Source organism: Bradyrhizobium sp. LB13.1, assembly GCF_054056815.1.
On record NZ_JBSRYQ010000001.1, the window covers coordinates 1119280 to 1139109 of the forward strand.

General features: G+C 64.7%; 15 protein-coding genes, 5 pseudogenes and 1 riboswitch. Of the genes and pseudogenes, 16 read left to right on the forward strand and 4 right to left on the reverse strand.

All coding sequences use genetic code 11. From position 1 onward, the window contains the following. Positions 1-2: 2 nt before the first annotated feature. The 6 genes and pseudogenes from pstS to phoB all read left to right on the forward strand — a co-directional run bounded on the left by pstS (position 3) and on the right by phoB (position 5282). On the forward strand, positions 3-1016 hold the full coding sequence (gene pstS, locus ACVWYI_RS05215) for a phosphate ABC transporter substrate-binding protein PstS (protein WP_456661412.1): 1014 nt from the start codon (positions 3-5) through the stop codon (positions 1014-1016). Positions 1017-1169: 153 nt separating this feature from the next. Continuing rightward, positions 1170-2160, forward strand: a pseudogene (pstC, locus tag ACVWYI_RS05220) (phosphate ABC transporter permease subunit PstC). A 4-nt stretch (positions 2161-2164) separates the two neighbouring features. After that, positions 2165-3010, forward strand: coding sequence for a phosphate ABC transporter permease PstA (pstA, locus tag ACVWYI_RS05225; RefSeq protein WP_456661413.1), 846 nt, complete (start codon positions 2165-2167; stop codon positions 3008-3010). Beyond that, a complete protein-coding gene (pstB, locus tag ACVWYI_RS05230; RefSeq protein ID WP_456661414.1) occupies positions 3007-3828 on the forward strand; it encodes a phosphate ABC transporter ATP-binding protein PstB in 822 nt (273 codons plus the stop codon). The genes pstA and pstB overlap by 4 nt, the downstream gene beginning before the upstream one ends. Before the next feature lie 11 nt (positions 3829-3839). Next, on the forward strand, positions 3840-4556 hold the full coding sequence (gene phoU / locus ACVWYI_RS05235; protein WP_456661415.1) for a phosphate signaling complex protein PhoU: 717 nt from the start codon (positions 3840-3842) through the stop codon (positions 4554-4556). Positions 4557-4571: 15 nt separating this feature from the next. Further along, on the forward strand, positions 4572-5282 hold the full coding sequence (gene phoB / locus ACVWYI_RS05240; RefSeq protein ID WP_247338705.1) for a phosphate regulon transcriptional regulator PhoB: 711 nt from the start codon (positions 4572-4574) through the stop codon (positions 5280-5282). A 129-nt stretch (positions 5283-5411) separates the two neighbouring features. Here phoB and ACVWYI_RS05245 read toward each other — a convergent pair whose 3' ends face one another. Next, on the reverse strand, positions 5412-5924 hold the full coding sequence (locus tag ACVWYI_RS05245; protein WP_354048328.1) for a GcrA family cell cycle regulator: 513 nt from the start codon (positions 5922-5924) through the stop codon (positions 5412-5414). Between the two features lie 456 nt (positions 5925-6380). Here ACVWYI_RS05245 and ACVWYI_RS05250 point away from each other — a divergent pair. The 3 genes and pseudogenes from ACVWYI_RS05250 to ACVWYI_RS05260 all read left to right on the forward strand — a co-directional run bounded on the left by ACVWYI_RS05250 (position 6381) and on the right by ACVWYI_RS05260 (position 9688). Continuing rightward, positions 6381-7585 (forward strand): annotated as a pseudogene (locus ACVWYI_RS05250) (acetylornithine transaminase). Further along, complete coding sequence (gene argF / locus ACVWYI_RS05255; protein ID WP_247338700.1) at positions 7585-8520, forward strand: ornithine carbamoyltransferase; 936 nt, start codon at positions 7585-7587, stop codon at positions 8518-8520. Before ACVWYI_RS05250 ends, argF begins: the two are co-directional and overlap by 1 nt. Positions 8521-8680: 160 nt before the next feature. Beyond that, a complete protein-coding gene (locus ACVWYI_RS05260) occupies positions 8681-9688 on the forward strand; it encodes an Hsp33 family molecular chaperone (protein WP_456661416.1) in 1008 nt (335 codons plus the stop codon). Between the two features lie 133 nt (positions 9689-9821). Here ACVWYI_RS05260 and apaG read toward each other — a convergent pair whose 3' ends face one another. Further along, positions 9822-10226, reverse strand: coding sequence for a Co2+/Mg2+ efflux protein ApaG (apaG, locus tag ACVWYI_RS05265; RefSeq protein WP_354048334.1), 405 nt, complete (start codon positions 10224-10226; stop codon positions 9822-9824). A gap of 214 nt (positions 10227-10440) precedes the next feature. On the opposite strand from apaG, the pseudogene ACVWYI_RS05270 reads away from it, so the two are divergent. From ACVWYI_RS05270 to ACVWYI_RS05280, 3 genes and pseudogenes are all read left to right on the forward strand, one after another. Then, a pseudogene (locus ACVWYI_RS05270) lies at positions 10441-11707 on the forward strand (OpgC domain-containing protein). Next, the gene (locus tag ACVWYI_RS05275; protein WP_354103221.1) at positions 11707-12486 is read left to right on the forward strand and encodes an SGNH/GDSL hydrolase family protein; all 780 of its coding nucleotides are present in this window, start codon (positions 11707-11709) and stop codon (positions 12484-12486) included. The pseudogene ACVWYI_RS05270 and the gene ACVWYI_RS05275 overlap by 1 nt, the downstream one beginning before the upstream one ends. Positions 12487-12498: 12 nt before the next feature. Then, positions 12499-13492: pseudogene (locus tag ACVWYI_RS05280) on the forward strand (SGNH/GDSL hydrolase family protein). A 54-nt stretch (positions 13493-13546) separates the two neighbouring features. Here the strand turns inward: ACVWYI_RS05280 and ACVWYI_RS05285 are convergent. Continuing rightward, positions 13547-14743, reverse strand: a complete 1197-nt coding sequence (locus ACVWYI_RS05285; RefSeq protein ID WP_456661417.1) for an O-succinylhomoserine sulfhydrylase — start codon at positions 14741-14743, stop codon at positions 13547-13549. Positions 14744-14814: 71 nt separating this feature from the next. Then, positions 14815-14894: riboswitch (SAM riboswitch) on the reverse strand. 72 nt (positions 14895-14966) lie between these two features. Between ACVWYI_RS05285 and ACVWYI_RS05290 the strand changes: the two are divergent. The 4 genes and pseudogenes from ACVWYI_RS05290 (at position 14967) to ACVWYI_RS05305 (ending at position 19322) form a co-directional block, all read left to right on the forward strand. Continuing rightward, positions 14967-16113 (forward strand): annotated as a pseudogene (locus tag ACVWYI_RS05290) (2'-deoxycytidine 5'-triphosphate deaminase). Positions 16114-16140: 27 nt separating this feature from the next. Then, positions 16141-16554 carry a PAS domain-containing protein gene (locus tag ACVWYI_RS05295; protein ID WP_456651780.1) on the forward strand — a complete coding sequence of 138 codons (414 nt, stop codon included), beginning with the start codon at positions 16141-16143 and terminating at the stop codon, positions 16552-16554. A gap of 104 nt (positions 16555-16658) precedes the next feature. Then, positions 16659-17711 (forward strand): hypothetical protein, encoded by a 1053-nt coding sequence (locus ACVWYI_RS05300; protein ID WP_456661418.1) that lies wholly within the window; start codon positions 16659-16661, stop codon positions 17709-17711. Positions 17712-17876: 165 nt separating this feature from the next. Continuing rightward, positions 17877-19322, forward strand: coding sequence for an MATE family efflux transporter (locus tag ACVWYI_RS05305; RefSeq protein ID WP_456661419.1), 1446 nt, complete (start codon positions 17877-17879; stop codon positions 19320-19322). Here ACVWYI_RS05305 and ACVWYI_RS05310 read toward each other — a convergent pair. After that, positions 19319-19774, reverse strand: coding sequence for a hypothetical protein (locus ACVWYI_RS05310; protein ID WP_456661420.1), 456 nt, complete (start codon positions 19772-19774; stop codon positions 19319-19321). The genes ACVWYI_RS05305 and ACVWYI_RS05310 overlap by 4 nt on opposite strands. Positions 19775-19830: the final 56 nt, after the last annotated feature.

Consider the following 19830-nt stretch of genomic DNA (forward strand, 5'->3'; position numbering starts at 1 on the left):
ACATGAATTTCCTCAAAACGATCGTCGCTGCTGGCTTGGTCGCCGCATCGACGACGGCGGCCTTTGCCGCCGATATCACCGGTGCCGGTGCGACGTTCCCGTTCCCGATCTATTCGAAATGGGCTGACACCTACAAGAAAGAGACCGGCAACGGTCTAAACTACCAGTCGATCGGTTCCGGCGGCGGTATCAAGCAGATCCAGGCCAAGACCGTGACCTTCGGCGCCAGCGACGCGCCGCTCAAGGCCGAGCAGCTCGAAAAGGACGGCCTCGTCCAATGGCCGATGGTGATGGGTGCCATCGTTCCCGTCGTCAACATCGAGGGCGTGAAGCCCGGTGAGATGGTGTTCGACGGCGAGACCCTCGCCGGCATCTATCTCGGCAAGGTCACCAAATGGGACGACGCCGCGATCAAGAAGCTCAATCCGAACCTGAAGCTGCCGTCGGAGGCGATCACCGTGGTCCGCCGTTCGGACGGTTCGGGCACCACCTTCAACTTCACCAACTATCTCGCCAAGGCCAGCGCTGACTGGAAGAGCAAGGTCGGTGAAGGTACCGCCGTCGAGTGGCCGGTCGGCGTCGGCGCCAAGGGCAACGAAGGCGTGTCGGGCAACATCAGCCAGACCAAGAACTCGATCGGTTACGTCGAGTACGCCTATGCCAAGCAGAACAAGCTGACCTACACCGGTCTCGTCAACAAGGCCGGCAAGCCGGTGCAACCGACCGTCGAAGCCTTCCAGGCGGCCGCATCCAACGCCGACTGGGCCAAGGCTCCCGGCTACTACGTCATTCTGACCGACCAGCCCGGCGAGAAGTCCTGGCCGATCACGGCGGCGACCTTCATCCTCATGCACAAGGACGCCACCGACAAGGCGGCCTCGCAGGAAGCCATCAAGTTCTTCCGCTGGGCCTTCAAGAACGGCGGCAAGGCGGCTGAAGAGCTCGACTACATCCCGATGCCCGAGGGCGTCGTGACCCTGGTCGAGAAGACCTGGACTGCCGAGATCAAGAGCTAAGCATCGCGATGCTCGTGTCCCGGACGCGCTGCAGCGTGAAACGCTGCCGCGCAGAGCCGGGACCCACAACTGTGCCCCGGATCAGCGTCGCATCCGGGGCACGGACCAACAAAAAACGTATACTATTTGGTACAGGGGATCGGCGTGGCAGAGATGGCCGTTCAGAGCGATATAATCGACGATGCTGGACCGTATGATCGCGCCAAGGCCTTGAGCGCGTTCAAAGTCGGCGACGTCACCTTCTACTGGATCACGCGGCTCTCCGCGATCTCGGTGCTTCTGATCCTCGGCGGCATTATCCTGTCGCTGATCGTCGGCGCCTTTCCGGCGATGAAGGAATACGGTCTCTCCTTCCTGTGGACGCAGCGCTGGGCGCCGTCCGCCGATCCGCCGGTGCTCGGCGCGCTCGGGCCGATGTACGGCACGCTCGTCACCTCCTTCATCGCGATGCTGATCGCCATCCCGGTCGGTCTCGGCATTGCGATCTTCCTCACCGAGCTCTGCCCGCAATGGCTGCGCCGCCCGATCGGCATGGCGATCGAGCTGCTCGCCGGCATCCCCTCGATCATCTACGGCATGTGGGGCTTCTTCGTGTTGGGTCCGTTCCTCGCCAACACGTTCCAGCCCTTCATGATCAAGATCTTCGACGGCGTTCCGGATGCTGGGCGGGATCTTCGCAGGTCCCCCGTCCTATCTCAGCCTATTCAATGCCGCGCTGATCCTCGCCATCATGGTGCTGCCCTTCATCACCTCGATCTCGGTCGACGTGTTCAAGACGGTGCCTCCGGTCCTGAAGGAAGCCGCCTACGGCGTCGGCTGCACCACCTGGGAAGTCGTCCGCAGCGTGGTGATCCCCTACACCCGCGTCGGCGTCATCGGCGGCGTCATGCTGGCGCTGGGCCGCGCGCTCGGCGAGACCATGGCGGTGACCTTCATCATCGGCAACTCGTTCCGCATCTCGACGTCGATCTTTTCGCCGGGCACCACGATCTCGGCGGCGATCGCATCCGAGTTCGCTGAGAGCGACGGCCTGCACCAGTCCGGCCTGATCCTGCTCGGCCTGCTGCTGTTCGTGCTGACGTTCTTCGTGCTCGCGGGCGCGCGGCTGATGCTGATGCGTTTGGAAAAGAAGGCGGGGAACTAACGCCATGAACCCGATCTATTCACGCCGTCGCCGCAACGACTTCGTCATCCGCGGGCTCTGCATCGCCGCGACCGCCTTCGGCGTCACCTGGCTTGCGCTGATCCTGATCACGCTGCTCTACAACGGCCTGGCTGGCCTCAATGTCCAGCTGTTCACCGAGAACACACCGCCACCCGGATCGAACGAGGGCGGCCTGCTCAACGCCATCGTCGGCTCGCTGATCATGACCGTGATCGGCGTCGGCATCGGCGCGCCGCTCGGCATGTTCGCCGGCACCTATCTCGCCGAATACGGCCGCAACGACCGGCTGACCTCGGTGATCCGCTTCATCAACGACATCCTGCTGTCGGCGCCCTCGATCATCATCGGCCTGTTCATCTACGGCGCGGTGGTGGTGCCGATGCGCGGCTTCTCGGCGATCGCCGGCAGTCTCGCGCTCGCGGTCATCGTCATCCCGGTGGTGCTGCGCACGACTGAGGACATGCTGCTGCTGGTGCCGAACGCACTGCGCGAGGCGGCCTCGGCGCTTGGCCTGCCGCGCTCGCTGGTGATCAAGCGCATCGCTTATCGTGCTGCCCGATCGGGTCTCATCACCGGCGTGCTGCTTGCGACTGCCCGCGTCGCCGGCGAGACCGCGCCGCTGCTCTTCACCGCGCTGTCGAACCAGTTCTTCAGCCTCGGCCTGAACAAGACGATGGCGAACCTGCCGGTCACCATCAACAACTTCGTGCAGAGCCCCTACGCCTATTGGAAGCAGCTCGCCTGGAGCGGTGCGCTGCTCATCACCCTGACCGTTCTTGCCCTGAATATTGGCGCGCGCATCCTTGGCGCCGAGAGGACCGCAAAATGAGTGATCTTTCCGTATCGATGAGCGCGGCCGGCGGACTGCCCCCCGCGCCGATGCTGCCCGAGGCGCCCCCCAAGGTGACCGTTCGCAACCTGAACTTCTATTACGGCGAGCACCACGCGCTGAAGAACATCAACCTGACGCTCGGCGCCAATCGCGTCACGGCGTTCATCGGCCCGTCGGGCTGCGGCAAGTCGACCCTGCTGCGCATCTTCAACCGGATGTACGACCTCTATCCGGGCCAGCGCGCCACCGGTCAGCTCATGCTCGACCAGACCAACATCCTCGACCCCAGGCTGGACCTCAATTTGCTGCGCGCCCGCGTCGGCATGGTGTTCCAGAAGCCGACGCCGTTCCCGATGACGATCTACGAAAACATCGCGTTCGGCATCCGTCTCTACGAGAAGATCTCGAAATCCGAGATGGACGGCCGGGTCGAGAAGGCGCTGCGCGGCGGCGCGCTGTGGAACGAGGTCAAGGACAAGCTCAACGCCTCCGGCCTGTCGCTCTCCGGCGGCCAGCAGCAACGCCTCTGCATCGCCCGCACCGTCGCGGTGCGGCCCGAGGTGATCCTGTTCGACGAACCCTGCTCGGCGCTCGACCCGATCTCGACCGCCAAGGTCGAGGAGCTGATCCAGGAGCTCTCCGAGGACTACACGATCGCGATCGTCACCCACAACATGCAGCAGGCGGCGCGCGTCTCCGACAAGACCGCCTTCATGTATCTCGGCGAGCTGATCGAGTTCGACGACACCAACAAGATCTTTACGTCGCCGACCGACCGGCGCACGCAGGATTACATCACCGGCCGGTTCGGCTGAGGAGACGCGACATGGGTTCTGAACATACCGCAAAGGCCTTCGACACCGACCTCCAGGAACTCACCCGGCTGGTTGCCGAGATGGGCGGCATCGCCGAGCGCATGATCGTCGATTCCGTCGACGCGCTGATCCGCCGTGACGTTCCGCTCGGCCAGCGCGTCGTCACCATCGACACCGAGCTCGACGCGCTCCAGAAGAAGATCGAGGAGCGCGCCGTGCTCACCATCGCCCGCCGTCAGCCGATGGCGGTCGATCTGCGCGAGATCGTCGGCGCCATGCGCGTCGCGACCGATCTCGAGCGCATCGGCGACCTCGCCAAGAACATGGGCAAGCGCGTCGCGGCGCTGGAGACGGATTTCCATCCGCTCAAGCTGTTCCGCGGCCTGGAGCACATGACAGACCTCGTGCAGCAGCAGGTCAAGTCGGTGCTGGACGCCTATGCCGCACATGATTTGCCGGCGGCGATGGCGGTGTGGAAGGGCGACGAGGAAGTCGACGCCATCTGCACTTCGCTGTTCCGCGAGCTCCTCACTTACATGATGGAGGATCCGCGCAACATCTCGTTCTGCATCCATTTGATGTTCTGCGCCAAGAACATCGAGCGGATCGGCGACCACGCCACCAACATCGCCGAGACCGTGTTCTACATGATCGAGGGCCAGGCGATCACCGACAAGCGGCCGAAGGGCGATATGACGACCTTCGCCAGCTCGATACCGAACACCTAGGGAGCAACGACCCAGATGGGCGCACGCATTATGGTGGTTGAGGACGAGGAAGCCCTGACCGAGCTTCTCCGCTACAACCTCGAAGGCGACGGCTATGACGTCGAGACGGTCATGCGCGGCGACGACGCCGACACCCGTCTCAAGGAGCACATTCCCGATTTGATCGTGCTCGACTGGATGCTGCCGGGCCTGTCGGGCATCGAATTGTGCCGGCGGCTTCGCACCCGTCCCGAGACCAAGCAGCTCCCGATCATCATGCTCACCGCGCGCGGCGAGGAAAGCGAGCGGGTGCGGGGTCTTGCGACCGGCGCCGACGATTACATCGTCAAGCCGTTCTCGGTGCCGGAGCTCCTGGCGCGCGTGAAGGGCCTGCTGCGGCGCGCAAGCCCCGAACGGCTCGCCGCTGTGCTCGCCTTTGGCGACATCGAGCTCGACCGCGACAAGCGCCGCGTGGCGCGCTCGGGCCGGCCGATCGATCTCGGCCCGACCGAATATCGCCTGCTGGAGTTCTTCCTGGAGCATCCGGGGCGGGTGTTCTCGCGCGAGCAACTGCTCGACAGCGTCTGGGGCCGCGACATCTACATCGACGAGCGTACCGTCGACGTGCATATCGGCCGCCTGCGCAAGCTGCTCAATCTGGGCCGCGAGCAGGACCCGATCCGCACCGTCCGCGGCGCCGGCTACGCGCTGGATGATCGTTTTGCCAAGGCGGAGCAGCAGGCGTAACTCGCTTCAAGCTCCGCCGTCGTTCCGGATCGGCACGCGCTTTTGGCACGCTTGTCCGGGACGACATCAAGTGGGCCGAGGCGTCATCGTGTGACGGCGCCGCCCTTGCAGTCAGCTAAATCCGCTAGCTCAGCGCGGGCCCGGCTTCACCGGTGCGCGGCGCCGATCCGACGCCGGCTGATACGCGACGCGCGAGTGCTGGGCGCAATAGGGCAGCCCGGAAAGCGCCTTGCCGCCGCAGAAGAAGAAATCCGGGGTCGAGGGATCGCCGACCGGCCAGTGGCAGGTCGCCTCGTTCAGCTCGAGCAGCGATAGCCGCTGGCTCATCGGCACCACGTTGTCGTAGGTGACCGGTTCGGCCTCCACTTCGACCTCGAAAGCCTGTGCCAGCGCGGTGTTGCCGCGCGAGATCGGACGGGTCACCCGCATCATATGCTGCGCGGGGCGCGCCTTGCGCGGCCGGGGCGCTGCCGATGAAGGGCTCTTGGCGCGACCCGACAGGCCGAGCCTGTGCACTTTGCCGATCACGGCATTGCGGGTCACATTACCGAGCTCAGCCGCGATCTGGCTGGCCGAAAGTCCGGCCTCCCAGAGCTTTTTAAGCTGCTCGACGCGATCATCGGACCAGGTCAAAACTGTCATTGCACCCTTTCCCTCGCTGCCGGCCTGCCATCCTGGCGCCTCGCAGCGAATGCCTAAGCCTTTAAAAACCCGTGCCGCCAGAATCCCTTAAGGCTCGCCGGGCGTGACTAGAACGCCCGAACGTTTACGCCGGTACATAAGGACTTAGAGATCAGAACCACTGCACGAGATGTCGTATCTGACAATCCAAACGCTACAATATGGCGTGACTCCCGCGCAAGAGTCCGCCGACTCGCTTCCACATGTTCCGTGGTGAAATCCCGCGAAATCGGCACCGCAAGATTACGGATTCAGCGTTTCGCGAGGCTTTCCGGGGCGGCATTGACACCCGTCTTCCCAAGCATAAGATAGTGACACGTGCCGCCCCGAAAAGGCGGCACGTTTCGTTTTCCGGGCCGGTCAATGGTGCGTTGCGCAATGCACGCGTCACACCGTCCGCAACATCCAAGTGACATCATGACCAACAGCGCAGCGCCGCATTTGCTCCCCGTTTTCGCCAGAACCGACCTCGGTTTCGAGCGCGGCGAAGGCTGCTGGCTGATTGCGATCAATGGCGAGCGCTATCTCGATTTCACCTCGGGTGTCGCGGTGAACGCGCTCGGCCATGCCCATCCCGCGCTGGTCAAAGCGTTGCAGGAGCAGGCCACGAAGCTCTGGCACATGTCGAACCTGTTCCAGAGCCCGGATGGCGAGAAGCTCGCCAACCGCCTCTGCCATGAGAGTTTTGCGGACTTCGTGTTCTTCTGCAATTTCCGGCGCCGAGGCGCTGGAGGGCGTGATCAAGCTGGTCCGCCATCATCACTTCTCCCAAGGGCATCCGGAACGTTACCGCATCATCACCTTCGAAGGCGCGTTCCACGGCCGCACGCTGGCGACGCTGGCCGCGACGGGATCTGCAAAATATCTGGAAGGTTTTGGTCCGCCGATGGATGGCTTCGACCAAATCCCGCATGGCGATATCGAGGCCGTGAAGAAAGCGATCGGTCCGCAGACCGCCGGTATCCTGATCGAGCCGATCCAGGGCGAGGGCGGCGTGCGCTCGGCAACCCCGGCCTTCCTCAAGGCGCTGCGCCAGCTCTGCGACGACAAGGGCTTGCTGCTCGCGTTCGACGAGGTGCAGACCGGCATGGGCCGCACCGGCGATCTGTTCGCACACCGCCGTCTCGGCGTGACGCCCGATGTGATGTCGCTGGCGAAGGCGCTCGGCGGCGGCTTTCCGATCGGCGCGGTGCTGGCGACCGCGGATGCGGCGGGCCGGCATGGGGCCCGGCTCGCACGGCTCGACCTTCGGCGGCAATCCGCTCGCGATTTCGGCTGCGAACGCCGTGCTCGACGTCATGCTCAAGCCCGGCTTCTTCGACCACGTGCAGAGAATGTCGCTGCTGCTCAAGCAGAAGCTCGCCTCCGTGATCGATCGTCATAGCGATGTCGTCAGCGAAGTGCGCGGCGAGGGCCTGCTGATCGGCATCAAGGCGGTGGTGCCTTCAGGCGATCTCGTTGCAGCCTTGCGCGAAGAAAAACTGCTCACTGTCGGCGCCGGCGACAATGTCGTGCGTTTCCTGCCGCCTTTGATCGTCACCGAAGCCGAGATCGAGGACAGCGTTGGGCGGCTCGAACGCGCCTGCACCGCGTTGTCCGGCAACAAGCGGGCGGCAAGCTGATGAGCAAGTCGCCCAATAAAGCACCGAAGCACTTCCTTGATATCGACGCGCTGCCGCTGTCGGAGCTCAAGAGCATGCTGGCCGCGTCCTCCGCGATGAAGGCGAAGCAGAAGGCGCATCAGCCGGTCAGGCCGCTTGAAGGCAAGACGCTGGCGATGATTTTCGAGCGCCCCTCGACGAGGACGCGGGTGTCGTTCGATGTCGCCATGCGCCAGCTCGGCGGCGAACCCATCATGCTCACCGGCGCGGAGATGCAGCTCGGCCGCGGCGAGACCATCGCCGACACCGCGCGCGTGCTGTCGCGCTATGTCGACGCCATCATGATCCGCATTCTCAATCACGATGCCCTGCTCGAGCTCGCGGCGAACGCCACCGTTCCTGTCATCAACGGCCTGACGCGGCGTTCGCATCCCTGCCAGGTGATGGCTGATCTCATGACCTATGAGGAGCATCGCGGCCCGATCGAGGGCAGGACTGTGGCCTGGACCGGCGACGACAACAACGTGCTCGCCTCCTGGGCGCACGCCGCCGAACGCTTCAAGTTCCAGCTCAACGTCGCGACGCCCCCGGAGCTGGCGCCGAAAAAGGCGATGCGCGATTTCATCAAGGCGACCGGCGCGCCGATCATGCTCGGCAGCGATGCCGAAGCCGCCGTGCGCGGCGCCGATTGTGTCGTCACCGACACCTGGGTGTCGATGGGCGACAAGGAAGGCGAGCATCGCCACAACGTGCTCAAGCCTTATCAGGTCAACGCCCAGCTGATGTCGCTGGCCAAGCCCGATGCGCTGTTCATGCACTGCCTGCCCGCCCATCGCGGCGAGGAGGTCACCGACGAGGTGATCGACGGCCCGCAATCCGTCGTGTTCGACGAGGCCGAAAACCGCCTGCACGCGCAGAAGGGCATTCTGGCCTGGTGCTTCGACGCGGTGAAGTAGGCGCGGGGCGCGCGGTGAACGCGAAGTCGGTTTGTTTCGCCGTCCTGGCTTTCGCCAGGACGACACCGAACTTGCAGTATCGCGTGTAACCATAACTGCGCCCGGAACACGCGGCCCGCGCCCCCTTCCATTTCCGCCTTCCGACCCCAGATAGAGCGCCATGATTTCCCAATCCCCTGACATGAAAACCGGGCCCGAAGGCCCGGTTCGCGCACCATCCGCGGTTCCGGTCGACGACGCCGTGCTGCCCTACGAGGTCGACGCGCTCGACGTGCGCGGTCGCCTGGTGCGGCTTGGTCCGGCGCTCGACGATATCCTGACCAGGCACGATTATCCGGCGCCTGTCGGCAAGCTGCTCGGCGAGGCCATCGTGCTGACCACGCTACTCGGCTCGGCGCTGAAGTTTGAAGGCCGCTTCATCCTCCAGGCCCAGACCGACGGTCCGGTGTCGTTCCTGGTCGTCGATTACATGGCGCCGGATCGCCTGCGAGCCTACGCACGTTTCGACGCCGCGCGTCTCGGCGATGCCAAAGATTCCGGCGCGCTGCTGGGCCACGGCCATCTCGCCATGACCGTCGACCAGGGGCCCGAGATGAGCCGCTACCAGGGTCTGGTCGCGCTCGACGGCGGCAGCCTGGAAGACGCCGCTCACGAATATTTCCTGCGCTCCGAGCAGATCCCGACGCGCGTGCGTCTCGCCGTTGGCGAGGAGTGGCGTTCGAACGATGGCGGCAAGCATCGCTGGCGCGCCGGCGGCATGCTGATGCAGTTCCTGCCGAAGGCGCCTGAGCGCTCGCGGCAGGCCGATCTGCATCCCGGCGATGCGCCCGAAGGCGTCGAGGTGCATAGCGTCGCTGAAGACGATGCCTGGGTCGAGGCGCGCTCGCTGATCGAAACCGTCGAAGACGTCGAGTTGATCGATCCCGAGCTCTCCGGCGAGCGGCTCTTGTTCCGGCTGTTCCACGAACGCGGCGTGCGCGTGTTCAATCCGCTGGTCCTGAAGGCACAATGCTCCTGCTCGCGCGATGCGGTCGCATCGATGCTGAAGAGTTTTTCGCCCGGCGACCGCGCCGCCATGGTCAAGGACGACAAGGTCGTCGTGACCTGCGAGTTCTGCAGTTCGGTGTACGATTTCACGCCGGCCGAGGCGGGCGTGGAAGACGCTTGAGGCATTGGACCGTGTCGCCATCCGGGTCCCGGCTCCGCGCAGCAACGCTCGCGCGTTGCACGCGCGTCCGGGACACGAGAGTCATGACGCCGTCGGGGAAGCCGCGCCCCAAAAGGCCGCGCCGCCGCCTACCTCAGTTCAACACCCGCTTGTTGTCCGGGCTGTCCAGCGAGAATGTCGGCACCTCGACCTCGAAGCGTTCGCCGCTGGCGCTGACCATCTGGTAGCGGCCGGTCATGAACCCCGAGGCGGTCGTGAGTGGCACGCCGGAGGTGTATTCGAAGCGTTCGCCGGGGGCGAGCGTCGGCTGCTCGCCGACGACGCCCTCGCCCTTCACTTCCTGCTGCCGGCCGGTGGCGTCGGTGATGATCCAGTGTCGCGTCTTGAGCTGCACGGTCTCGTCGCCGGAATTGATGATGACAATGGTGTAGGACCAGAAATAGCGGGAGCGGTCGGCCGACGACTGCTCCGGAACAAAGTTCGGCTCGACGGTCACTTCGATCTGGCGGGTCACGGCGCGGTACATGATTGCCATCATACCGAAATCCGCCGGGGAACCAAACGCCGGAGGCGGCCTTGTGACATCGTCCCGCCAGAATTCGAAAGGAAGTACACATCCAGGTGTATTTTCAGGTGTATTTGCAAGTGTACTTGCATGTGATGCGGTCGCTTTGCGAGATGACGGCCGGACCGGTACACTCCTTGCCACGTCTTACCAAGTCGCGATTTTGCGGAAGGGTTTTTAGGCCCCGATGACCATTGCCGACCAAGTGACGGGATCGACGGTCGCGGGAACCGCCAAGCCTGTGCAGGCCAAGCCTGCAGGTGCCAGGCCGCGCACGGCCTCGCCGGCTATTTCGCTGCCGGCCATCGGCGAGCGCGAGCTCCGGCTCGATCTGTTCCGCGGCCTCGCGCTGTGGCTGATCTTCATCGACCATTTGCCGCCGAGTCTTCTGACCTGGTTCACGATCCGCAATTACGGCTTCAGCCGACGCCACCGAGATCTTCATCTTCATCTCAGGCTATACCGCCGCCTTCGTCTACGGTCGGGCGATGCTGGAGTCCGGCGTCGTCGTCGCCACCGCGCGCATCCTGCGGCGCGTCTGGCAGATCTATGTCGCCCACGTCTTCCTGTTCACGATCTTCCTTGCCGAAATCTCCTACGTCGCGACCAGGTTCGAGAACCCGCTCTACACCGAAGAGATGGGCATCATGGACTTCCTCAAGCAGCCCGACGTCACGATCGTGCAGGCGCTGCTGCTGCGCTTTCGTCCCGTCAACATGGACGTGCTGCCGCTCTACATCGTGCTGATGCTGGCGCTGCCGTTGATCCTGTGGCTGATGAAATGGCGCCCCGACGTGACGCTCGGCCTCTCGGTCCTGCTCTACGCGGTGACCTGGGAATACGACCTCTATCTGTCGGCCTATCCGAACGGCTTCTGGGCGTTCAATCCCTTCGCCTGGCAATTGCTGTTCGTGTTCGGTGCCTGGTGTGCGCTCGGGGGAGCGCGACGCATGTCGCGCATTCTGGCTTCGCGGGTGACGATGTGGATCTCGATCGCCTATCTGGTCGCGGCATTCTACGTGACGCTGACCTGGTATGTGCCGCAGCTGTCCCAATTCATGCCGAAGCTGCTCGAGCAGTGGATGTATCCGATCGACAAGGCCGATCTCGACGTGCTGCGCTTCACGCATTTCCTGGCGCTGGCCGCGATCACCGTGCGCGTCCTGCCGCGGGACTGGCCGGGCCTGAAATCGCCCTGGCTGCGGCCGCTGATCCTGTGCGGCTCGCATTCCCTGGAGATATTCTGTCTCGGCGTCTTCCTCGCCTTTGCCGGCCATTTCATCCTGGCCGAGGTCGCGGGCGGCCCAGCCCTGCATGCGCTGATTAGTCTCTCGGGAATCCTGATCATGTGGGCCATGGCCTGGGTGATTTCGTGGTACAAGCGCGTGGCTGACAAAAGCGGTTCGAAAACCAAAAGCGCCGTCGGCAGCGCCGATATGGCGGGAGGGGGCTGATGAAGGCGAAGGTTTTCCTGAGCCTGATCCTGCTGTGCGGTGGTCTCGCCGCGCCTCAGGCGCGCGCGGGCGATGCTGCGCCTGCTGCTTCGGCCGCGCCTCCAGCCTGCGAATTGCCGTCCTATCTGCTCACCAGCGAAAGCCAGCTTCCCAAGGTCGCCGATGCCGTCAAGGCCGGCAAGCCGCTCGAAATCCTGGTGATCGGCAGCCGCTCGACCACGATTCCAGCCTCCGAGGACGCCTCCTATCCGGCGCGGATGCAGGCCATCCTGAAGGACAAGCTGCCGCCGTCCGAGACCGTGCACGTCTCCGTAGAAATACAGAGCAAGAAGACGGCAGAGGAAGCGGCCGCCAGCTTCGTTAAGCTGATGGAAGCAAAAACGCCTACTTTGGTCATCTGGCAGACCGGGACTGTCGATGCTATCCGAGCCATCGATCCCGATGATTTTCGTGGCGCGGTAACCGAAGGGGTTGCTGCGCTGCAAAAGGCAGGGGCCGACGTCGTCTTGATGAATTTGCAGTACAGCCCGCGCACCGAAACCATGATCTCGGTGCCGCCATACCTCGACAATATGCGGGTGGTGGCGCAGGAGCACGATATCCCGCTGTTCGATCGTTTCGCGATCATGCGGCAGTGGAATGATCAGGGGCAGTTCGACCTGTTCAGCCCGTCGCGCGGGCTTGAGCTGGCGAAACAGGTCCATGATTGCCTTGGCCGGGCGTTGGCACAGTTCGTCATCGACGCTGCCCACCTGGAGCCGGCCCAGCAGCAAAATTGAGGTCTAGCGTTAATGAGTTCTCTCCGCCCTTTTTGCCTGACGGCATGGCTGGCTGCGCCCGCTGCGGCGGCGTTGCTGTTGCTAACGCCTGTATCGCAGTCGCGCGCGCAGGAGCCGGCCGCGCAGGCAACGCCGGCCCCGCAGCAATCGGCTAATCCCGCTTCCGCTTCACCGTCCCAGACCACCGTCGCCCGCGACGTCCCCCGACCAGCGCGGCATCACGGCGCGCGCCATCGACAAGGTGAAGCAGGTCGCGAAATCCGCCGGCGACATCTTCAGCCGCGTCCCCTGCCTGTCGCCGAAGGGCGGCGCGAAGGCGATGGGCACGCTGCCGCATGTCGCGGGCAAGCTCGTCGCCGGCCAGCCCGTCGTCATCGTCGCGTTCGGCTCGTCGTCGACCGCAGGATTCGGCGCGAGCTCGCCGGAGTTCAACTATCCCAATCGCCTTGCCGCGCAGCTGCACCGGCATTATCCGACCGCCGATATCACGGTCGTCAATGCCGGCGTCGGCGGCGAGGACGCGCCCGAGATGATGAAGCGGCTCCAGAAGGCGGTGATCGACGTGCATCCGGATCTGGTGATCTGGCAGGTCGGCACCAATGCCGTGCTGCGCAATCTCGATCCCGGCGAGACCGCGAAGATGGTTGAGGACGGCATCGGCCGCATCCAGGCCGCCGGCGATGCCGACGTCGTGCTGGTCGATCCGCAATATTCGCCTGCCGTCAACCAGCGCGCGGAGAGCGCCGGCAAGATGGTGAAGCTGCTCGGCAAGGTCGCCGAGCTCCGTCACGTCGGCATCTTCCCGCGCTTCGAGGTGATGCGCGACTGGCACGAAAAGCAATCGCTTCCGGTCGAGAGCTTTGTGATCGCCGACGGCCTGCACATGAACGATTGGGGCTACGCCTGCTTCGCCCAGCTCCTCGGCGACGACATCATCCGTTCCGTCGGCCAGATCAAGCTCGGCGTGAACGTGCCGGCGGACGTGCGGACGTACCGGCCGATGTAATGGTCGTCCCGGCCTAGTGCGCAATTGCGCACGGGAGCCGGGACGACCAGCACCTCACGCCTTCTCCAGCGCCGCGGTCAGATCTTCGATCAGATCATCCGGATGCTCGAGCCCCGCCGAGAAGCGGATAAAACCCTCGCTGATGCCGAGGGCGGCACGATCCTCCGGCTTCAGGCGCTGATGCGTCGTCGTGGCGGGATGCGTGACAAGGCTCTTGGCGTCGCCGAGATTGTTCGAGATCTTCGCCAGCTTGAGCTCGTTGAGCACGCGGAACGCACCCTGCTTGCCGCCCTTGACCTCGAAGCCGACCAGCGTCGAGCCGCCGCGCATCTGCTTCTTCACCAATGCAGCCTGCGGATGGTCGGCGCGGCCGGGAAACACCAGCCGCGAAATCTTCGGATGGCTCGCCAGCACGTCCGCGATGCGCGCCGCCGTCTCGGTCTGCGCGCGCACGCGCACGCCCAGCGTCTCCAGGCCCTTGAGCAGGACCCAGGCGTTGAACGGCGAGATCGACGGCCCGGTCTGGCGCATGAAATTGTGGATGTGCTCGGCGATGAACGCTTCCGAGGACAGGATGATGCCGCCGAGACAGCGGCCCTGGCCGTCGATGTGCTTGGTCGCGGAATAGACCACGACGTCGGCGCCGAGCGCGAGCGGGCTCTGCCAGATCGGGGTGGCGAACACGTTGTCGACGACGAGCCGCGCGCCGCCGCTGTGCGCGATCTCGGCAATCCCGGGAATGTCGAGCACGTCGAGCGTCGGATTGGTCGGGCTCTCCAGGAAGAACGTCTTGGTGTTCGGCTTCACCGCGCGCTGCCACTGGTCGAGATCGAGCCCATCGACCAGCGTCGTCTCGATGCCATAGCGCGGCAGCAAATCCTGCACGACGTAGAGGCACGAGCCGAACAGCGCGCGCGAGGCCACGACGTGATCGCCGGTCTTGAGCGGCGCCAGGATCGCGGTCGTCACCGCGGCCATGCCGGTCGCGGCCGAGCGCGCCGCTTCGGCGCCTTCGAGCTCGATCATGCGCCGCTCGAACATCTGTATGGTCGGGTTGGAGTAGCGTGAATAGATGAAGCCGGGGTCCTCGCCCTTGAACCGCGCCTCGCACTCCTCGGCGCTGTTGTAGACGTAGCCCTGGGTCAGGAACAGCGACTCCGACGTCTCGCCATATTGCGAGCGCAGGGTACCGGAATGGACCAGACGGGTTTCGGGACGGTATTGCGCGGTTGGCGCCGGGGACTTCGACATAGGACCTCCTCTGCGTGACCATCGAAAATGGTCACAAAAAAACCGGCCTGGAATATCTCCACGGGCCGGGATCACAGAGGTCCCCGGCCTGTTTAGCGACTTATTTAACGTGGCTGCAAGCCGGCCGGCTCAAATCACCACGGGATAAGTCATGCTCATATTCCGCAATGCCCTTTCCGTCAAGACGTCCATCGGATAGCCGTAAAACGCTAGTATTTCCCGCATGTCGGGATGCATTTGCCCGCCTGATGAGGACCCTCGGTTGACGTTCACGGTTGCCGCCGACGCCAATGGTATCCTGCCCGACCGCATGATCGCGGCGATGGCGGAGGGCGGTCTCATCCTGCCCGCATACGACTTCGTCGAAAGCCAGATCCAGCCGGCAAGCCTCGACCTTCGCCTCGGCGACATCGCCTATCGCGTCCGCGCCAGCTTCCCTGCCCGGCCCCGGCGCCACCGTCGCCGAGCGCATCGACGAGTTGAAGCTGCACGAGTTCAGCCTTGCCGACGGCGCGGTGCTGGAGACCAACTGCGTCTACATTGTGCCGCTGCTCGAAAGCCTCGCGCTGCCGCCGGAAATCGTCGCGGCCGCCAACCCGAAGAGCTCGACCGGCCGGCTCGACGTTTTCACCCGCGTGATCGCCGACGGCACCCGCCGCTTCGACATGATCGGCGCCGGCTATCACGGTCCGCTCTATGCCGAGATCAGCCCGAAGACGTTCCCGGTGCTGGTCAGCGAGGGCTCGCGCTTGTCGCAAGTACGCTTCCGCACCGGCGATGCCATCCTCAACATCGACGAGCTCGAGGCGCTGCACGCGACCGAGCGTCTCGTCGACGTCGACGATGCCGATCTCACCGGCGGCGTCGCGGTGTCTGTCGATCTCTCCGGCGAAAAGAGCGGCGGCTTCGTCGGCTACCGCGCCAAGCGCCACACCGGCGTCATCGACGTCGATCGCCGCGCCGGCTACGCGGTTGACGATTTCTGGGAGCCGATCGCGGCGCGTCCCGACGGCAATTTGATCCTCGATCCCGGCGAGTTCTACATCCTCGCGTCGAAAGAGGCCGTGCAGGTGCCGCCCGATTACGCCGCAGAGATGGTGCCGTTCGATCCGCTGGTCGGCGAGTTCCGCGTGCATTACGCCGGATTTTTCGATCCCGGCTTCGGCTATGCCGGTGCGGGCGGGCTGGGATCGCGCGCCGTGCTCGAGGTCCGCTCGCGCGAAGTGCCTTTCATCCTCGAGCACGGCCAGATCGTCGGCCGGCTCGTCTACGAGAAGATGCTGGCCCTCCCCGACGCCATGTACGGTCAGCGCATCGGCTCGAACTACCAGGCACAGGGCCTGAAGCTGAGCAAGCACTTTCGGGTGTAGTGATCATCCGGGCCACAAGGTGTTGACATGACCAATTCATCCCAACTGGACGCACATATTGTCAACGACGTCGCCGACGCGCTGATCTATTCCGATCCGTCGGGCACGATCACGCGCTGGAATCGTGCATCGACCGCGCTGTTCGGCTTCGCCGCGGACGAAGCGCTGGGCCAGAATCTCGACCTCATCATTCCCGAACATCTGCGCGCCGCGCACTGGAAGGGCTTCGAGGCCGCGTTTGCCAGCGGCGCGATGAAGCTCGCGGGCAAGCCGACACTGACCCGCGCGCTGCACAAGAGCGGCCGCAAGCTCTACATCGAGATGACATTCGCGCTGGTGCGGGACGCCGGCGGCGCGGTGCAGGGATCGGTCGCCATGGCGCGCGACGTGACCGAGCGCGTCGAGCGCGAGCGCGCCGCCAAAGCCACTCACAATTCGTGATGCGGAATTGGCGGGCCGCCGTGCAGGGCGTCCTGCGTGCGGTTCAGGTTGTCCGTCACCCAATGCAGTGACACACTCGATCAAAATAACGATCGGGAGCGAACATGACCGCCGCATCAGATCCCGCGCAGGAAGCTCAATGGAAACGCTGGCGCGCGGTTGCCGATCTCTATCACGCCTACTTCACCGGCCTGATCCTCACCGTCGTCACGCGTCGCGGCACGGCGGATGCGGCGGAGTTCGTCTTCCGCGTGTTCCGCCGCCAGCAGCAGGAGCGCTTCCTGCCGGGGCTGGAAAAGCTCGGGCTGAGCCATCTGCCGCCCGCCGTCGCCGCTGCGCAATATCACTACCTCTCGAACTGGATCGGCGGCGTGCACGTCGAATACATGTATGAGAGCGACACCAAGGCCTGGATCCGCTATCCGCCGCCGCGCTGGATCTGGAAGGGCACCGCGATCTGCGGCGTGCCGGGCGAAGTTTCGCGCGCGATGCTGCGCGGCTGGCACGCCAACAACGGTGTCGCGCTCGGTGATCTCCGCCTGGGCTTCGTCTGCACCAAGCAGAGCGTCGATGGCCAGGATGGGCTCGAAGGCTATTACCATCAATACGACCAACCGCTCGAGCTCGACCAGCGCCTCGTGTTCGCGCGGCATCTCGAAGCGCCATTGTTCGATGCGAAGTCCGCGCCGGCTCTTCCTGTCGCGAGCTGGCCAAAGCCGCGGCTCGAAAAAGCCTACCGCAACTATGCGATGGAATATGTGCGCACCGCCGCGCCCGTGATGGTGCAGCTGTTCGGTCCGGAGGATGCCGGCTATCTCCTGCATCTCGCGGGTAAGCTGATAGGGATGCAATATTTCGATGAGGTCGCTGCGGCGCTGTCGATGGGCCGTGGCGGGGCGAGCGAATTCGCGACGTTCCTCAACGCGCTGTTTGCCGCGCAGGGCGATGCGGCCGAGGTAACGCCATCCGAAGGCACCTTCGAAATCCGTCAGCAGAGCTGGAAGTTGATGGACGACGTCGCCGACTGTCACCCCGCCTGCGCCAAGGTGCTGGAGGGATTGTTCGAGGGCCTCGCTGCAGGATGCGGGCGGCACATCGGCGTTCACCTGCGCGCGCCCGCAGGCGGCCGCCCGCCATTGCTCTGGCGCGTCGGGTAATTCCACCATGGAACGCGACGCCGCAGGGCACGCCTGCATCTGACGCAGGAGGAATCGCTGCGCGGTGTGCTAACAAGCCGCTCGTTGCGCCCTGCGCGCGAATAAATTTATTGACACACCTACTCATTGCGGCGCCGAAAATGGCGCCCGTGCCCCGGAGAGGACATGTCCGACATCGCCGAAATCCCGGTCGATGAACAAGAGCGTCCGCTGCCGCCGCCTCCACGCCCCGTGAAGAGCGCGCTGTTGGACGGCCCGATTCTGCGCACGCTGCTCGGGCTGGCCTGGCCCAACGTGGTCGCGCTCTCCGCCGGCACCTGCACCGTGATTGCGGAGACCTCCTATATCGGACGTCTCGGTGTGGAAGCGCTTGCCGCGATGGCGCTGGTGTTTCCGACCGTGATCCTGACCATGACGATGTCGGGCGGCGCTATGGGCGGCGCGGTGGCCTCCGCCATCGCGCGTGCGCTCGGCGCCGGCGATCGCGAGCGCGCCGGCACGCTCGCCGCGCATGCACTGCTGATCGGCATCAGCTTCGGCCTCGTCTTCATGCTGGGCATGCTGATCTTCGGGCCGCGCGTTCTGGAAATGCTCGGCGGCCGCGGCGATGTGCTGACACATGCGATTGCCTACACCCAGGTGTTTTTCGGGGGCGCGGTGCTGCCCTGGCTGCTCAACACCATGGCGGGCGTCCTGCGCGGCACCGGCAACATGAAGCTGCCGTCGCTGTTGATCCTCAATTCCGCGGTCTGGCAGATATTGCTCGGCGGCACGCTCGGCCTTGGGCTCGGCCCCGTGCCGCAGCTCGGGATGCGCGGCGTCGCGGCCGGCGCGCTGATCGCCTATTCTATGAACATCTGCGTGATGGGCTGGTATCTGTTTTCCGGCCGCGCCCGCGTTACGCCGAAGCTGCGCGGCCTGCGCATCCAGTGGGCGATGTTTTTCGACATCCTCAAAGTCGGCGCCATTGCCTGCTTCTCGCCGCTGCAATCGGTGCTGACGATCTCGATCTTCACCCACATGCTGGCGAAATTCGGCACCGCGATCCTCGCCGGCTACGGCATCGGTGCGCGGCTGGAATTTTTGCTGACCTCAATCGCGTTCGCGTTCGGCATCGCCTCGGTGCCGATGATCGGCATGGCGGTCGGCGCCGGCCGCATCGCCCGCGCCCGGCGCATCGCCTGGATCGCAGGCGCGAGCGCCTTCGTCGCCGTCGGCGCACCTGCGTGCCTGGTCGCGCTCTTCCCCGATCTCTGGGTCAATATTTTCACGGACAGCGCGATCGTGCGCGCCACCAGCCATCAATATTTGTCGACAGTGGCGCCGTTCTACGCGTTCATTGGCCTCGCCTCGACGATGTATTTCTCGTCGCAGGGGGCTGCGAAAGTGATCGGCCCGGTGCTGGCGCAGACCGCGCGGCTGATCTACATCGCGGCAGTCGGCTGGTGGCTGTCGACGCACGATGCCACCGCGCAGAACTTCTTCTGGCTGGCCGCCAGCTCGATGGTCGTGCTCGGCCTGCTCTCGTGCTCCAGCGTGGTGCTGACCCGCTGGGGACCGCGCGAGAGCAAGGCCGCGATCAGGCCGGTTCTCTCCGGCGTCGCGGACTAACGATGCCTGTGGCGGCGATGGCCTCCGCCGCCGACATTGGCGAGCCGCATCAATTGCGGGATCATTGCCATCATGTCGCCGCCGCCGGGGCCACCGAGCATGCCCATGATATCGCCGCCGCCAATGCCGCCCATTCCGGTTGGCATGGTGCCGCCGTAATTGGGCGCACCGAAACCGCCGCCGAGATTACCGGCGTTGAGGCCGCTAAATCCGCCGCCGCCATTCTCCATCATGCGGCTCATCATCGGGCCCATGGTCTGCATCATCATGGCGAAGCGGCGCTTGCCCATCTTGGCCTTCATCATCTCCAGCATCGGCGCCATCTGGGTCATCATGTCCTCGCCGCCGGCACCTCCGCCGCCGAGGAATTGCGCCTTTGCCGGTGCGCTCGAAATCGAAAACATCAGCAGCACGGCGGCCGCCTGGCAGATCACCTTGTCCGCACCTCTCATGGCCTGCTCCTCGCGTGCGTGGCGCCGCCGGGAGAGCGGAGCCAACCGGACGCACG

What these genes read in the sequence shown, in the direction of transcription:
- ACVWYI_RS05275 (WP_354103221.1), top strand. Translation starts at nt 11,707, where the DNA reads ATGAAGGCGAAGGTTTTCCTGAGCCTGATCCTGCTGTGCGGTGGTCTC.
- apaG (WP_354048334.1), bottom strand. Translation starts at nt 10,226, where the DNA reads ATGATGGCAATCATGTACCGCGCCGTGACCCGCCAGATCGAAGTGACC.
- ACVWYI_RS05260 (WP_456661416.1), top strand. Translation starts at nt 8,681, where the DNA reads ATGATTTCCCAATCCCCTGACATGAAAACCGGGCCCGAAGGCCCGGTT.
- argF (WP_247338700.1), top strand. Translation starts at nt 7,585, where the DNA reads ATGAGCAAGTCGCCCAATAAAGCACCGAAGCACTTCCTTGATATCGAC.
- ACVWYI_RS05300 (WP_456661418.1), top strand. Translation starts at nt 16,659, where the DNA reads ATGACCGCCGCATCAGATCCCGCGCAGGAAGCTCAATGGAAACGCTGG.
- pstB (WP_456661414.1), top strand. Translation starts at nt 3,007, where the DNA reads ATGAGTGATCTTTCCGTATCGATGAGCGCGGCCGGCGGACTGCCCCCC.
- pstA (WP_456661413.1), top strand. Translation starts at nt 2,165, where the DNA reads ATGAACCCGATCTATTCACGCCGTCGCCGCAACGACTTCGTCATCCGC.
- phoU (WP_456661415.1), top strand. Translation starts at nt 3,840, where the DNA reads ATGGGTTCTGAACATACCGCAAAGGCCTTCGACACCGACCTCCAGGAA.
- ACVWYI_RS05310 (WP_456661420.1), bottom strand. Translation starts at nt 19,774, where the DNA reads ATGAGAGGTGCGGACAAGGTGATCTGCCAGGCGGCCGCCGTGCTGCTG.
- pstS (WP_456661412.1), top strand. Translation starts at nt 3, where the DNA reads ATGAATTTCCTCAAAACGATCGTCGCTGCTGGCTTGGTCGCCGCATCG.
- phoB (WP_247338705.1), top strand. Translation starts at nt 4,572, where the DNA reads ATGGGCGCACGCATTATGGTGGTTGAGGACGAGGAAGCCCTGACCGAG.
- ACVWYI_RS05305 (WP_456661419.1), top strand. Translation starts at nt 17,877, where the DNA reads ATGTCCGACATCGCCGAAATCCCGGTCGATGAACAAGAGCGTCCGCTG.
- ACVWYI_RS05295 (WP_456651780.1), top strand. Translation starts at nt 16,141, where the DNA reads ATGACCAATTCATCCCAACTGGACGCACATATTGTCAACGACGTCGCC.
- ACVWYI_RS05285 (WP_456661417.1), bottom strand. Translation starts at nt 14,743, where the DNA reads ATGTCGAAGTCCCCGGCGCCAACCGCGCAATACCGTCCCGAAACCCGT.
- ACVWYI_RS05245 (WP_354048328.1), bottom strand. Translation starts at nt 5,924, where the DNA reads ATGACAGTTTTGACCTGGTCCGATGATCGCGTCGAGCAGCTTAAAAAG.